Annotated in this window: 9 protein-coding genes; 1 reads left to right on the top strand and 8 read right to left on the bottom strand. The window is 51.1% G+C overall.

The genetic code is table 11. The annotated features are described in order from the left end of the window. Positions 1–339: 339 nt before the first annotated feature. Positions 340–1,977 (top strand): peptide chain release factor 3, encoded by a 1,638-nt coding sequence (locus tag AAGA79_RS03500; protein ID WP_411828208.1) that lies wholly within the window; start codon positions 340–342, stop codon positions 1,975–1,977. A 49-nt stretch (positions 1,978–2,026) separates the two neighbouring features. Here the strand turns inward: AAGA79_RS03500 and AAGA79_RS03495 are convergent, their stop codons facing one another. From AAGA79_RS03495 to rplA, 8 genes are all read right to left on the bottom strand, one after another. Continuing rightward, complete coding sequence (locus AAGA79_RS03495; RefSeq protein WP_411827391.1) at positions 2,027–2,554, bottom strand: rhodanese-like domain-containing protein; 528 nt, start codon at positions 2,552–2,554, stop codon at positions 2,027–2,029. A gap of 30 nt (positions 2,555–2,584) precedes the next feature. Then, on the bottom strand, positions 2,585–4,027 hold the full coding sequence (locus AAGA79_RS03490) for a PP2C family protein-serine/threonine phosphatase (RefSeq protein ID WP_411827390.1): 1,443 nt from the start codon (positions 4,025–4,027) through the stop codon (positions 2,585–2,587). A gap of 12 nt (positions 4,028–4,039) precedes the next feature. Continuing rightward, positions 4,040–4,570 carry an STAS domain-containing protein gene (locus tag AAGA79_RS03485; RefSeq protein ID WP_411827389.1) on the bottom strand — a complete coding sequence of 177 codons (531 nt, stop codon included), beginning with the start codon at positions 4,568–4,570 and terminating at the stop codon, positions 4,040–4,042. 158 nt (positions 4,571–4,728) lie between these two features. Beyond that, positions 4,729–8,880: a DNA-directed RNA polymerase subunit beta' gene (gene rpoC, locus AAGA79_RS03480; RefSeq protein WP_411827388.1), complete on the bottom strand. Its 4,152-nt coding sequence runs from the start codon at positions 8,878–8,880 to the stop codon at positions 4,729–4,731. A gap of 44 nt (positions 8,881–8,924) precedes the next feature. Further along, positions 8,925–12,875, bottom strand: coding sequence for a DNA-directed RNA polymerase subunit beta (gene rpoB / locus AAGA79_RS03475; protein WP_411827387.1), 3,951 nt, complete (start codon positions 12,873–12,875; stop codon positions 8,925–8,927). A gap of 227 nt (positions 12,876–13,102) precedes the next feature. Further along, positions 13,103–13,477 (bottom strand): 50S ribosomal protein L7/L12, encoded by a 375-nt coding sequence (gene rplL, locus AAGA79_RS03470; RefSeq protein ID WP_411827386.1) that lies wholly within the window; start codon positions 13,475–13,477, stop codon positions 13,103–13,105. 137 nt (positions 13,478–13,614) lie between these two features. Then, positions 13,615–14,151, bottom strand: a complete 537-nt coding sequence (gene rplJ / locus AAGA79_RS03465) for a 50S ribosomal protein L10 (RefSeq protein WP_411827385.1) — start codon at positions 14,149–14,151, stop codon at positions 13,615–13,617. Between the two features lie 24 nt (positions 14,152–14,175). Further along, positions 14,176–14,886, bottom strand: a complete 711-nt coding sequence (gene rplA / locus AAGA79_RS03460; RefSeq protein ID WP_411827384.1) for a 50S ribosomal protein L1 — start codon at positions 14,884–14,886, stop codon at positions 14,176–14,178. Positions 14,887–14,923 lie beyond the last annotated feature (37 nt).

The following is a 14,923-nucleotide window of genomic DNA, read 5'->3' as shown; positions in this document are numbered from 1 at the left end:
TCAAGAAATCCCAAAATGAATATCTAGGTAGTTTTCCGCGAAATCATCATTGGATCTCATCGGGAGGCGATAAGCTATCTCCCACAACACGGTTTGGCAATCTGCATTTCAGTGGCCGATCCATCAGTACAAGGCTTTCAACAGCTTTGAATCCCCACCCTACCCATTCAAAGATATCCGAGGACATGAATCGACCATGTGGGTGACGTAGTCCCAGCTGAAGCACGTTCGAAAAGTCGACAAACGAGAGCTTTACCAAATCCCGGAAGATTTTCATGCCGCTCTTAAATCCATTCGTGATTGAAATTCTGCGCTTTAAGTTTGAAGTTCCCACCCTTCATGTCGCTTACCGCCTACGCCACCCCATCTCCGGCACTCCAGAAAGAGGTCAACCGCCGCCGCTCCTTCGCCATCATCTCTCACCCCGATGCAGGTAAGACCACATTGACTGAGAAATTTCTCCTCTACGGTGGAGCCTTGAATCTAGCTGGATCAGTAACCGCTCGGAAAAACCAGCGCTCGACCACGTCTGACTGGATGGAGCTTGAGAAACAAAGGGGAATCTCGGTTTCATCCACAGTTCTCCAGTTTGAATACAAAGACTGCGTAGTTAATATTTTGGATACACCCGGGCACAAGGATTTCTCCGAAGACACCTACCGAGTTCTAACAGCCGTCGATGCCGCCGTAATGGTCGTGGATGCAGGTAAGGGTATCGAGGCCCAAACACGGAAGCTATTTGAAGTCTGCAGACGCCGTGGTGTCCCGATTTTCACCTTCATGAACAAACTCGATCGTCCAGCCCGCCCAACACTTGATCTGCTGGATGAGCTGGAATCGGTTCTGGGAATCGCGGCATTCCCGGTCAACTGGCCGCTAGGTGATGGACCCAGATTCAAGGGCGTCTATGATCGGGAAAACAAAAAGGTTCACCTCTTTGAGCGCACAGTCCACGGATCGTTCCGTGCCCCTGTTAACGTATCCGGTATTGAGGACCAATCCGTGAAAGATACTGTAGATGAGATCACCTATGATCAGGTTTGCGACGAGCTTGAGCTTCTTGAAGGTGCCGGTGCAGACTTTGACGTCAAAGAAGTCCTCGCGGGGAAACTAACCCCGGTATTCTTCGGCTCGGCCGCGAATAATTTTGGCGTCCAGCTGCTTCTGGACCGCTTTTTGGAGCTTTCTCCACCACCGATTCCCAGAAAAAGCGACGATCAGCCTATCAATCCTGCGTCAAAGGAGTTTTCGGCATTCGTGTTTAAGATTCAGGCAAATATGAATCCCAAACACCGCGACCGTATTGCCTTCATCCGTATCGTTTCAGGCCAATTCGAAAGGGACATGAATGTCATTAACACACGGACAGGAGAGAACGTCCGCCTCGCAAACTCACAGCGCCTGTTCGCCCGCGACCGGGAAACTGTTGATGACGCGTTTGCCGGCGATGTAGTTGGATTGGTCGGAAACTATGACCTTCTGATTGGCGATACCCTTGCGACATCGAAAGACGTCAAATTTGACGAAATCCCCCGCTTTCCGCCCGAGTGCTTCTCGTATCTCACCAATAAATCCACAGCGAAATACAAGCGTTTCCAGTCCGGCCTCAGCCAGCTACTGAAGGAAGGCGTGGCCTCGGAGTTCACTCCACTTGATTCGACAGGCACTTCATCCCGGGTCTTGCTCGGTGCCGTGGGTCCACTTCAGTTCGAAGTCTTACAACATCGGCTTGATGGTGAATATGCGGCTGATACACGTTTGGAACCTGCAGACTGGTCCATCGCTCGATGGTTGAAACCTCTGGAAGGAGATCCCCAAGCGCCTGAAGCGCGTCCGGATCTTTCGCTGGGAACGATGCTAGCCCGTGATTCAAACAACTGGCTGGTTGCGCTATTCCCCCACGACTGGGCTATGAAAACTTTCGTGGAAAAGAACACTAACTGGGAAATCTCCGAGCAACCGTTCCCCCCCATCTAATTGGAGCAGTTTTTGGAGAAATGGCTTCAGAACACCTGGGTGGCCGTCACTAGATCTCCAATCTGTATCGTGTGATGTTTGGATCAACTTTCTGGCTCCAGGCATCGATTCCGCCATTCAGCCCGAAGGCGTTTTCAATTCCGTGGCCGCGAAACCAGGCCACCTGATCCAATACGTATTTCCCCGTGTGATCGTAAAGAACAACTATTCCCGAGAGCTTCTCTTTGAAAATCTTTTCCTGAAGCTCTTGGTTGAAAAATTCTGAATTCGGTATCTTCACAGCGTCGTGCTCTTCACGTGTTCTGACGTCGATCCAAAAGATGCTATCACCCCCGGCAATCCTGGCCTTCACTTCTTCTGGCTGGATCAGCATGGTGAGATCATGCTCATGACTAGCCTGCAGGTGCTCAAGGACTTCATTGGCATCTAGTTCTGCACGTTCGGACAGAGCTGCCAAGGTCTCTGTATCGTCAAAGGCACAACTCTGGCAGCCACCTAAATGATACTTGGCAAACAGCGCACGCCTCGCACCAGGCATCAACGCCATCAGCTCCCCCATTTTTGTATCAACATTCATCCGCTTGTATCCTAATATTTCATCAGACGACTATCGCTTTTCGATCGCCACAATCGTCACATCATCCATCTGGGAACCCTCGCCAGTGAAGTCCTTCACCGCCTCCTGAACTCCTTTTACAACCTCCTCGGCACCCATCGCAGCCTTTTCGCTAAACGCGATAGCCAGACGCTCCATCCCGAATTCCTCATCACTATCGTTGACCGCCTCCTTCACTCCATCGGTGTAAAAGAGCACGCAGTCCCCGGAATTCAGGTCAACCACGTGATCAACAGTCGCCCGTTCGAAAACTTTCCCTCCATCAATACCGATCGCGATCCCCTTTGGACGGCATGTTTCCACATCACCGCTCACTTTTCTATAGATCAGCGCCGCATCATGTCCGGCGCGCGCCAGCGTCATCTGCCCGCTTACCGGATCCAACACCGCGTAGATCAGACTGATGAACATATCTTCCCGAATATCCTTGAAGAGATAACGGTTTACCGCGCCTAAAACTTTCGACGGTGAAACACTGGTCAGGGCCACAGCACGTAGAAGTGTTCTGCACATCGCCATCAGCAAACCAGCAGAAACCCCCTTGCCTGATACATCGGCGATTACTACTCCGAGTTTTCCCTCCTGAAGATTGATGTAATCGTAATAATCCCCGCTGATGATCTTTGCGGGAAGATTCACCCCGTTCACGCGAAAGCCGGAAACCACAGGATCTTCCTGAGGAAGGAGCACCCGCTGGACCTCACGGGCATTCTTCAGCTCACCTTCAATTGCCTTCTTCTCGTTAGCATCTCGGTGAACCCTTGCATTCCCTATCGCAAATGAGGATTGCTCGGCAACGGACCGGAAAACCGCGAAATCATTCTTCGTAAACGCAGTATCTTCGTGGAGACGTGCGACAGCCAAAACTCCAATATCCTTCCCAGCGTATCTAAGCGGAGAGATCATAGCTGATACATCACCGGTGTAACTCGTAAACGCATCTCTGAATGCTTCGTGTTGTTTGACATCCGGCACATGGATAGCCTCACCAAACTCCAGACTGTGGCCGATTATGCCGTCCTGCATACCTACCCTGGCCCGGCGCAAATGGCTCTCCAAAGCACGCGGATCTCTTTCCGCCCGTTTACGGATTTCTACAGGAACACCCACAAGTGGCGGGCAATCCGAAGATACATATGCCGGATTGAGATAACCCTTATCACTAGATACATAGTAAATAGCACCACCCCGGGCACCCACTACTTCCAGTACGCCGTCGACAATCATCTTGGAAAGTGCGCCATCCGTAGGCTCCTGTCCTATGGCCAAACCAAGGTTGTGGAGAAAAGTAAACATCCGCTCCTCCTCCCCTTCCATTTCCTGGAATTTGACCCGAATTTTTTTCGCCTTTCTACGCTGATTTAAAAGTGCAAAGACCAGGAGTGTTCCAAGGACCAGTGAAATGGCGATCGCCCATGAGGTGGAAACATGCATTACAAAAGCTGATTACTCCGAACCCTCGGACTTGTCCTCTAGCTCTCCTTTCAGAATGCCGACAACAGATGAGAATTTCTTACTGTTGGTGACATTAGCTTCCGAAAGGATTTCATGGGCTTCCAGCACATGCCGGGTGTGCAATTTGGTACCGGCTGCCAAATCCGCCTCTTTGGAGGTCAGAAGGTCTCGAACGCGTTCAACCACTTCTTCCCATATTGGCTCGTCGGGGTTGATTTCCATGAAGAAATCCAACCCTAGATCTTCGAGTGAATTCTTACTCTTCTCTCCTGCACTGGCGATCTGGAGTTCACCGTTTCTCGCGGAAAGTTTGGTCGAAAGTCCGGCCAATATCCCCATGAAGGTGGAATCCATGCCCGTGCATTCTTCAAGATCTACCACAAGTAGAGTCTCACCATCCTTGATACGATTTTCACCATATTCCTTCACGGCAGGACTGTTCAGAAAAGAACCCTTGCCCTCGCAGCGAATCCAACTGAAACCCTCAAATTTACCTACTTTTATTGGACAGACCTTAGCCACGAATTCAATGCCGATGTGCAACGACGAATTAGACTGATTCTATCATTGTTCTTGTAGCGGTCAACCTCTTAGCAACCGACTTATGCGATTACCTCTCTGCGAAAAGCAAAAACCCCGGGCCGCATTGAACGGACCGGGGTTTGTAGAGGTTAAAGGACTTATGCGGAGACTACGTCTTCCTCATCATCCAGAGCTTCAGGCTCATCGACAACCGGTTCCGGCTCTTCAACAGTGAACTCGAATTCCGAATCACGGTGATGATGGAAACCTGTTCCGGCAGGGATCAAGTGACCCATGATCACGTTCTCTTTGAATCCTGTGAGGTAATCGATGCGTCCGAGTGTGGCAGCTTCTGTAAGAACACGGGTTGTGTCCTGGAAGGATGCAGCTGAGATGAACGAATCGGTTTCAAGTGACGCTTTGGTGATACCAAGAAGCACTGGCTCGCCTTCGGCAGGCTTACCACCGTTTGCAAGAATTTCAGCATTCGCTTTCTTGAATGCGGTGCGCTCAACCTGATCGCCCCAGAGGAACTGATCGGCATCACCTGGATCGGTGATTTTGATTTTGCGCAGCATCTGACGAACGATGACCTCAATGTGCTTATCGTTGATTTCCACACCTTGGACGCGGTAAACGGATTGAACTTCGTTGACCAAGTGTTCCTGCAGTTCAGTAGCACCACAAGCCTCGAGGAGATCCTCCGGTGAAACCGGTCCCTCGGTGATTTGGTCACCTTGTTTAATGCGATCGCCTTCAGCAACAATGACGTGCTTGCCCATTGGGACCAAGTGGTCAACACCCTCACCAGTTTGTGGATCGGTAACTGTTACACGCTTCTTACCACGAACATTGCTTCCGAAGGATACATCACCTTCGATTTTCGAGATAACACAGGATTCCTTCGGTTTCCGTGCTTCGAAAAGCTCGGCAACACGTGGAAGACCACCGGTGATGTCCTTGGTGCGGGCCACTTTACGTGGAGTTTTCGCAAGCTGCGTTCCTCCTGTGATCGTGTCACCTTCTTTTACAGAAAGGTGAGCGCCGACAGGAATGGAGTAGCTGATGATAACTTCGTTGGTCTTCGGATCGCAGATGCAAACCTGAGGGTGGAGATCCTCTTTGTGCTCGGTAACCATGGTTCCCTTTTTACCGGTTTCCTTGTCCACTTCGGATGCAACGGTAATACCGAGGATCATGTCGCGGAATTCAACCTTACCAGGCTTCTCGGTGAGAATCGGCACGTTGTATGGATCCCATGTAACGATGGTTTCATCCTTCTTGGCACTCTCTCCGTCTTTCACGGAAATGATGGAACCAATGATGATGTTATGGCTCTCGAGCTCAAGACCGCCTTTATCGCGGATGGAAACGGAACCGTTCTTATTAAGAACTACCCAGTTACCATCGGAATCTTGAACGGTGCGGAGTTCCTTGTAAACAAGTCGACCGGCATTCTTGGTTTTGATGATCGGCTGTTTGAACGTTGCTGCAGCAACACCACCAACGTGGAACGTACGCATGGTGAGCTGTGTTCCCGGTTCACCGATGGATTGAGCAGCGATAATTCCGACTGCTTCACCGATTTTGACAGGAAGCCCGGTTGCAAGGTTAAGACCGTAGCAATTTGCACAACAACCGCGATCCGCTTCACATGTGAGAACGGAACGAATTTTGAGCTTCTCGTGACCGATCTTTTCGAGCGCATTTGCTTGTTTCTCGGAGATAACGTCATCGATTTTTACGATGGTGTCACCGGTAACTGGATCTTTCACCTGCTCACAGGATACGCGGCCATAGACGCGGGTGGAAAGAGATGCAACTTCCTCATCACCGTCGTAGATAGCCTCAACGCTGATTCCGTTGGCAGTGTGGCAGTCCTGTTGGAAGACGATAACGTCTTGCGCAACATCAACCAGCTTACGTGTCATGTAACCGGAGTCGGCAGTCTTAAGAGCGGTGTCTGAGAGACCTTTACGGGCTCCGTGGGTAGAGATGAAATACTCGAGCACTGAAAGACCTTCGCGGAAGTTGGAAATAATCGGGCGTTCGATAATTTCACCGGACGGCTTGGCCATAAGACCACGCATACCACCAAGCTGTTTGATCTGGGACTTGTTACCACGAGCACCGGAATCGACCATCATGAAGAGAGGAGATGCCTTCTTCTTGCCTTCGTTGTGCTCGATCTTGCGATAAAGCGCGTTGGCGATGGTGTCGGTAGCCTGTGTCCAGATGTCGACCACTTTCTGATAGCGTTCTCCATCGGTAATAACACCGTTGCGGTATTGCTTGGAGACCTTCTCGACCTCTGCATACGCATTGGCGATAACTTCAGGTTTTTCCTCAGGGATAAGCATGTCAACGATACCGATAGAGATACCGGACCGCATCGCTTCCATGAAGCCGAGTGCCTTGAGATTGTCGAGAACGACAACTGTTTCTTTCTTACCGGATACCTGGGTACAACGCCAGATGATCTCACCAATCTGTTTCTTGCCGACGGTCTTGTTGAAGAAACCAAGTTCGACAGGCCAGATTTCGTTGAAACGAACACGACCCGGAGTGGTTTCGATGATTCGAAGATCTTTCTCACCGTAAGGAGTATCCTTACCATAGTCTTGGTTCCGGATTCGGATCCAGGAGTGGTAGTCGACCTTACGGGAAGCGATTGCGAACTCAACCTCTGTGGAGTTTTCGAACAGCGGAAGGTGTTCCTTCTTGTCGCGGTCTGCTTGTGTGCGGATACCTGCCCAAGTCAGATAGTAAGTTCCAAGAATGATGTCCTGGGAAGGAACAGTGATTGGACGGCCGGACGCAGGTGAGAAAATGTTGTTTGGAGCCAACATCAACTGGCGTGCTTCCATTTGTGCCTCGATGGAAAGTGGAACGTGGACAGCCATTTGGTCACCGTCGAAGTCAGCATTATATGCGGTACAAACGAGGGGGTGAACACGGATAGCCGATCCTTCGATCAATTTCGGCTCGAAAGCTTGAATGGAAAGACGGTGAAGAGTCGGGGCACGGTTGAGAAGGATTGGGTGACCCTTGGTAACTTCCGCGAGGATGTCCCATACTTCTGTAGTCTTGCGGTCGATCATCTTCTTGGCCGAACGAACTGTGTGGCAGTAGCCGAGTTCTTTCAGGCGGCGGATGATGAACGGTTCGAACAAAGTAAGAGCCATCTTCTTAGGAAGACCGCACTGGCCAAGCTTGAGGTCGGGACCAACTACGATAACTGAACGTCCGGAGTAATCTACACGTTTTCCGAGAAGATTCTGACGGAAGCGACCACCTTTACCCTTGAGCATATCGCTGAGGGATTTGAGCGGACGGTTACCAGCGCCGGTGACAGCACGGCCGTGACGACCGTTGTCGAAGAGCGCATCAACAGCTTCCTGAAGCATACGTTTCTCGTTCCGGATAATAACTTCCGGAGTTTTGAGAAGTAGAAGGTTCTTGAGACGATTGTTACGGTTGATGACGCGGCGATAGAGATCGTTAAGGTCGGAAGTAGCAAAACGACCGCCCTCAAGAGGAACCAGTGGGCGAAGGTCTGGTGGGATTACCGGGAGAACCAGCTGGATCATCCACTCGGGACGAGTTTTCGAGGCAGCAAATCCTTGGGTGATCTTCAGACGCTTCGAGAGCTTCTTCTTGTTCTGCTTGGATTTGGTAGTTCCGAGTTCTTCCTCAAGTTCGACAGCAAGTTTTGCGAGATCGATTTGTTTGAGAAGTTCCATGATGGCTTCTGCGCCCATCATAGCCTTGAAGGATCCGTCACCGTAAGTATCTTCAGCTTCGCGGAGTTCAGCTTCGGTAAGAAGCTGTCCGACTTCGAGAGCAGTGTTGCCCTGATCGGTCACAACGTAATCCTCATAGTAGATCACACGTTCCAACTGGCGCGCGCTCATGTCGAGCATCAGGCCGATACGGGAAGGCATACATTTATAGAACCAGATGTGGGAAACAGGAACGGCAAGTTCGATGTGGCCCATACGCTCGCGACGAACGCGGCTAAGAGTCACCTCAACACCGCACCGGTCACAGACCACGCCTTTGTGTTTGATACGCTTGTATTTTCCGCAAGCACATTCCCAGTCACGGGTAGGTCCGAAGATACGCTCACAGAACAAACCGCCCTTCTCAGGCTTGAAGGTTCTGTAGTTGATGGTTTCAGGGTTTTTGACTTCCCCTTTGGACCAGCCCCGGATTGCTTCCGGAGCGGCCACTGTAATGGAAACTTGATCGAAGGCTTCTGGACGGTCGTCCACGCCAAAGATCTCGCGAAGGTTATTATCGACACTCATAGTAGGTGGTATTTCTAAGTATTAGGTTGGTTTCGCGTTAAAAATTAGAGAGTAAGATCGTCGAGGGAGAAGTCATCAACCCCACCACCCGGAAGTGGAGAGCCGTGGCTTGTTTGTCCCTGACGTCCTGGCCGGACATCGAGTCCAAGAGATTGCATCTCTTTGATCAAGACGTTGAATGATTCCGGAGTGCCTGCTTCAAGGTTATTGTCACCTTTAACGATTGCTTCGTAGATGCGTGTGCGTCCTTGAACATCATCGGATTTCACGGTGAGGATTTCCTGAAGAGTGTATGCGGCGCCATAGGCTTCGAGGGCCCAGACTTCCATCTCTCCGAAACGCTGACCACCATATTGTGCCTTACCACCAAGCGGCTGCTGGGTGACGAGGGAATATGGACCAACCGCACGGGCGTGGATCTTGTCTGCGACCAAGTGGCCGAGTTTCAGCATGTAGATTTCGCCAACCACGATCGGATTGTGGAAAGCTTCACCAGTGCGTCCATCGTAAAGAGTGGATTTACCAGCTGTGCTGCCATCCTTACCATCACCGATCCATGTGAATCCGCGACCTTCAGGTTGACCAGGCTTACGCTCAACTGCTTTGAGACCGTCTCCGATCATTTTCACACCGTCGACCTTTTTGGCCTCTGACATGAATTCCCAAATACGGTCTTCTTTAATACCGTCGAAAATCGGGGTGGCGACCTTGAAGCCGAGTGCTCTTGCAGCAACACCGAGGTGAGTTTCAAGAACCTGTCCTACGTTCATCCGGGATGGAACACCGAGTGGGTTGAGGCAGATATCTACTGGAGTGCCGTCATGCAGGTAAGGCATGTCTTCCTCTGGAACGATTGTTGCAACAACACCTTTGTTTCCGTGACGACCGGCCATTTTGTCTCCGACGGAGAGCTTACGTTTGGCAGCAACGAACACTTTAACTTCCTTGATCACGCCTGGATCAACATCGTCGCCGGACTCGAGTTGGTCGAGTTTGCGTTCGCGGTCTGTGTCGAGTTCCTGGAAACGACTTTCGAAGGAATTGATAATTTCGACGATCTTGTTACGGATCGGGGAAGGATCGATTTCGATGTGGTCGTGAACGGAAGCAAGCTTACGGAGAAGTGTCTTCGTGATTTTGCGGTTCGCGGGAATGATGATTTCACCAGTTTGGGCATTGACCACATCCAGAGGGATTTTCTCACCGAGGAGGATGTCGGAAAGTTTCTCTGTGAGGTCGTCTGTAAGCTTGTCAGCTTTCTTCTTATGCTCGTCGTTGATTTTCTTGAGGTGCTTCTTGAGCTCAACAGGGTCAATTTTCTCTGCACGCTTCTTGGCAAGGCCATGTGAAGAGACTCGAACATCCTGAACAATACCTGTGCAGCCGGATGGCACGCGGAGGGATGTGTCTTTCACGTCGGCGGCTTTCTCACCGAAGATCGCACGAAGAAGGCGCTCTTCCGGAGCCAACTCGGTTTCAGATTTCGGAGTGATCTTACCGATGAGGATGTCACCTGGTCTAACTTCGGCACCGATGCGGATAATACCGTCGTGGTCGAGGTTGCGAAGAGCTTCCTCACCCACGTTTGGAATGTCGCGAGTAATCTCTTCCGGTCCAAGTTTCGTATCGCGTGCTGCGACATCGAATTCGGAGATGTGGATGGAAGTGTAGACATCGTCCTTGACCACGCGCTCGGAGATTACGATAGCATCCTCGAAGTTGTAGCCGTTCCAAGGCATGAAGGCTACGAGAACGTTACGTCCGATCGCCAACTCGCCGTCTTCTGTGTTCGGTCCATCAGCAAGGACGTGGCCCTTTTTGATTTTCTGTCCAGCTTTGACGATCGGCTTCTGGTTGATGCAGGTGCCTGCGTTTGAGCGCATGAACTTACGAAGCGGGTAAGCAAAAATGCCCTTGGCTACGTTTGTTTTCACGATTTCCGGCTCACTGAGGAACTTCTCGTCGGAGACAGGAAGTTTACCATCAGGAGTAGTGATGATGATTTCAGCAGTTGCTGCAGCTACGATACCGTCAGCTTCGGAGACAACCACAGCGCGGGAGTCACGGGCGGCTTTGCCTTCGAGGCCGGTTCCGACGAGCGGAGACTCGGAGACGAGAAGCGGCACACCTTGGCGCTGCATGTTCGATCCCATGAGTGCGCGGTTGGCGTCATCGTGTTCGAGGAACGGGATGAGACCGGCAGCCACGGAAACGAGCTGTTTCGGAGAAACGTCCATGTAGTGCACTTCGTCCGGAGTGGACTCGATGAACTCACCACGCTCGCGGGCATCAATCCGGTCTTGGTCGAACTTGCCCTTGTTGTCGATGACGTTGGAGGCCTGGGCGATGAGATAGTTTTCCTCTTGGTCGGCGGTGAGATACTCGATCTCGTTGGTGACTTTGCCCTTCTTGACCTTGCGGTAAGGAGTTTCGATGAAACCGAATTCGTTGATCCGGGCGTAGGTGCACATCGAGTTGATGAGACCAATGTTCGGACCCTCGGGGGTTTCGATCGGGCAGATACGGCCGTAGTGGGACGGATGAACGTCACGCACTTCGAAGCCGGCACGGTCGCGATTCAGACCACCAGGTCCGAGAGCGGAGAGACGACGCTTGTGGGTCAGCTCGGCCAGAGGATTGGTCTGGTCCATGAACTGGGAAAGCTGGGAACGACCGAAGAAGTCGCGAACCACTGCGGAGAGTGCTTTCGGGTTGATGAGTTTCTGTGGAGTCATACCTTCGATGTTCACATCGAAGAGAGTCATACGCTCTTTCACCAAACGCTCGGTGCGGGCGAGGCCCACGCGGCACTGATTGGCAAGGAGCTCACCTACTGCACGAACGCGGCGGGAACCAAGGTGATCGATATCATCGATGACACCCTCACCTTTTTTCAGTTTTAGAATGTAGCGAACGGCGTTGAGGAAATCCTCGGAAACCATGATGCGCTGATCGGAATCAACACCGATGCCAAGTTTCTGGTTGATTTTGTAACGCCCCACGCGGGTGAGGTCGTATTTCTTCGCGTCGAAGAACAAACGCTTGAGGAGCGCACGAGCGTTCGAGGCGGTCGGAGGATCACCGGGACGAAGCTTACGGTAAATATCCTTGAGCGCGGATTCCTCGTCTTTCGCAGGATCTTTGCGGAGGGACTTGAGAAGAATCTCATCCTCGCGACCATCGATAACCTCGAGCTTCTTCTGACCAAGGGCGAGAAGTTGCTTAACGATACCAGCTGTGAGTGGCTCGTAGGCTTTCGCGATGACGAGTTCGCCATCGAGAATGTCCTCGAAAGGCACCTTGTGGCCGAGTTCGGCTTCATCGATCTTACTGTTAAGGGCAAGGTTTTCGATGGAGTAGAAATGACTGACAATATCGCGGTCAGTCGGATAACCGAGAACGCGAAGGAAAGTGGTAGCAAGGAACTTTCTTCTCCGGCGACGACGGTCGAGGTAAACATAGAGAAGATCATTGGTATCAAATTGAACTTCGAGCCATGAACCACGATCGGGAATGATTCGGAAACTATGAAGTGTTTTACCGTTGAGGTGTTCCGAAGTCTCGAAACAGATACCAGGTGAACGGTGAAGCTGGGAAACGATAACACGCTCAGCACCGTTGATGATGAAAGTTCCGCGGCGGGTCATCATCGGAAGCTCACCCATGTAGACGCGTTCCTTTTTGGTGCCAGTCTCATCCTTCAATTTGAAGGTGACATACAGTGCGGCAGAAAAGGACTCGCTGTTGCGGAGAGATTCGAGGGAAGTAATCTTAGGCTCCTCGATATCATAGGTAACGAAGTCAAGTTCGATGGCTTCATCATATGATTTAATCGGGAAGACTTCGCGGAAGACAGCCTGGAGGCCGGTATCGGAACGATCGCCAGGAGATACATCCTTCTGCAAAAATTCGTCGTAAGACCGGCTTTGGACTTCAATGAGGTTAGGTGGGTCGATGACCTCTTCAAATTTACCAAAATAGAGACGTTCAGGCATGGTGTACGGTGTTAGTGGAATTACGAGTTTGAGCCCGAGTCTGCGAAGACTCGAGCGAGATTAGAATCAGGAGATGGACGGAAAATACAAATTGACGAGAGCGGCGCGTAACACCGGGAAACTTCTTAGAGTCACGCGTCGATACCGAATTTGCAAATATGTTTTAGTTATGAGATGGAAATGCCCGGAGCGGAAAAAATCCGCCCCAGGTTGAAATCAGTAATGAATTACTTGAGTTCGATTTCTGCGCCAGCGGCTTCGAGCTTAGCTTTTGCTTCTTCAGCTGCTTCTTTCGAAACGCCTTCGAGAACAGGAGCTGGTGCGCTTTCAACGAGTTTCTTCGCATCAGCAAGGCCGAGACCTGGGGAAACTTCACGAACTGCTTTAATGCAGGCGATTTTGTTTCCACCGGCTTTGACGATGACTACGTCGAACTCGGTTTTTTCTTCGGCAGCTTCAGCAGGACCTGCTGCGGCTGGGCCGGCGGCTACTGCTGCGGCAGCGGAGACGCCCCAAGTTTCTTCAAGTTGTTTTACGAGGTCGACAGCTTCCAATACGGTAAGTTTGCCGAGTTCTTCTACGAGGTTTGCAATATTTGACATGTGTTTTCTCCTTTGCGGTGTCGTCGCCTCCGGAGCTTCCGGAGATTTCAATTTCCCAGCTGGGAAACCGACGAGGTACCATTATTAATCAGGCCATTGCGTGGAGACGCGACAGGCCATCAGTTCAGATTGTTTAGTTATTCAGCAGCTGGTGCTTCTTCTTCGCCTTCTTCAGAGTCAGAAGACTTGAAGTGCTCGCGCTCCGGGTCGAATTTCTCGAGAAGGATACGTGCGATACGTGTAGCAGGCTCGTTGATGAGGCCGAGGAGCTGGGAAAGAACAGCTTCGCGGGACGGGATGTCTGCGAGGGCTTTCAGCTTTTCGGTGTCGAGGATATCCTGACCGAGGATGCCGATTTTCATTTCCGGCTTCTTGAATTCTTTTTCAAAATTCTTGAGAACCTTGGCAGCGGAGAATACTTCGTCATCACCAGTCACGAATGCTGTCTGGCCGACGAGCTCGGAACCAATGTCTGGAAGGCCTGCCTCGTTGAGCGCTTTGCGCATGTAGCTATTCTTCGCAACTGTGCACTTTGCACCGGTCTCGGTGAGGCGGTTGCGGAGTTCACTGAATTGAGGAACGGTAAGACCTGTGTAATCGACAACGATAACGAATGGTGATTCGTTTACGCGAGCCAGCAGGCTTGTGAGGATGATTTGCTTATCTGGATTCATTTTCTTAGTGCTTGCTGGTTAAAATTAGGCAGTAGCTGCTTTTGCGTAAGTCGCCGCTTCAAGAGGAATACCTGGAAGCATTGAAGCTGCGAGGGTGACCGACTGAACGAAGTTACCTTTAGCTGAAGCTGGCTTAGCGCGGACGATGCTATCGATGAATGCACGAGCATTTTCAAGAAGTTGTGCTTCTTCGAAGTCAGCTTTGCCGATTGCTCCGGCGATGTTGCCGTTCTTGTCGAGTTTGTAATCGATACGACCAGCTTTTACTTCGTTGACTGCTTTCGCTACATCGTCTGTGACTGTGCCGGTTTTCGGGTTAGGCATAAGACCACGTGGTCCAAGAACACGAGCGATCTTACGGACTTCTGCCATTGCTTCCGGAGTGGCGATCGCGGAATCGAAGTCAACGAAGCCGTCTTTAATCTTGTTGATAAGGTCTTCGTAACCAACGTGCTCAGCACCTGCGGCGATAGCTGCTTCAGCGGCCGCGCCTTGGGCGAATACTACAACGCGGACGTTTTTACCTGTTCCATGAGGAAGGGAAACAGAGCCACGAACCATTTGATCACTCTTCCGTGGATCAACTCCAAGACGGAAAGAGAGTGTGACAGTTGGGATAAACTTCGGTGCAGGAAGCTTCTTCACAGTGCTGATTGCATCAGCGAGTGTGTAGGACTTATCGGCGCCGACTTGCTCGGCAGCCTTGTTGTAGCGTTTGCTATGTTTTTTGGACATTTCTTTTGTTTGTTTGCAGTGATAACGGACCAGATGA

This window comes from Luteolibacter sp. AS25, assembly GCF_046736275.1.
In the GTDB taxonomy this organism is placed as follows: domain Bacteria; phylum Verrucomicrobiota; class Verrucomicrobiia; order Verrucomicrobiales; family Akkermansiaceae; genus Luteolibacter.
This window is presented reverse-complemented; position numbering and strand designations above follow the sequence as displayed.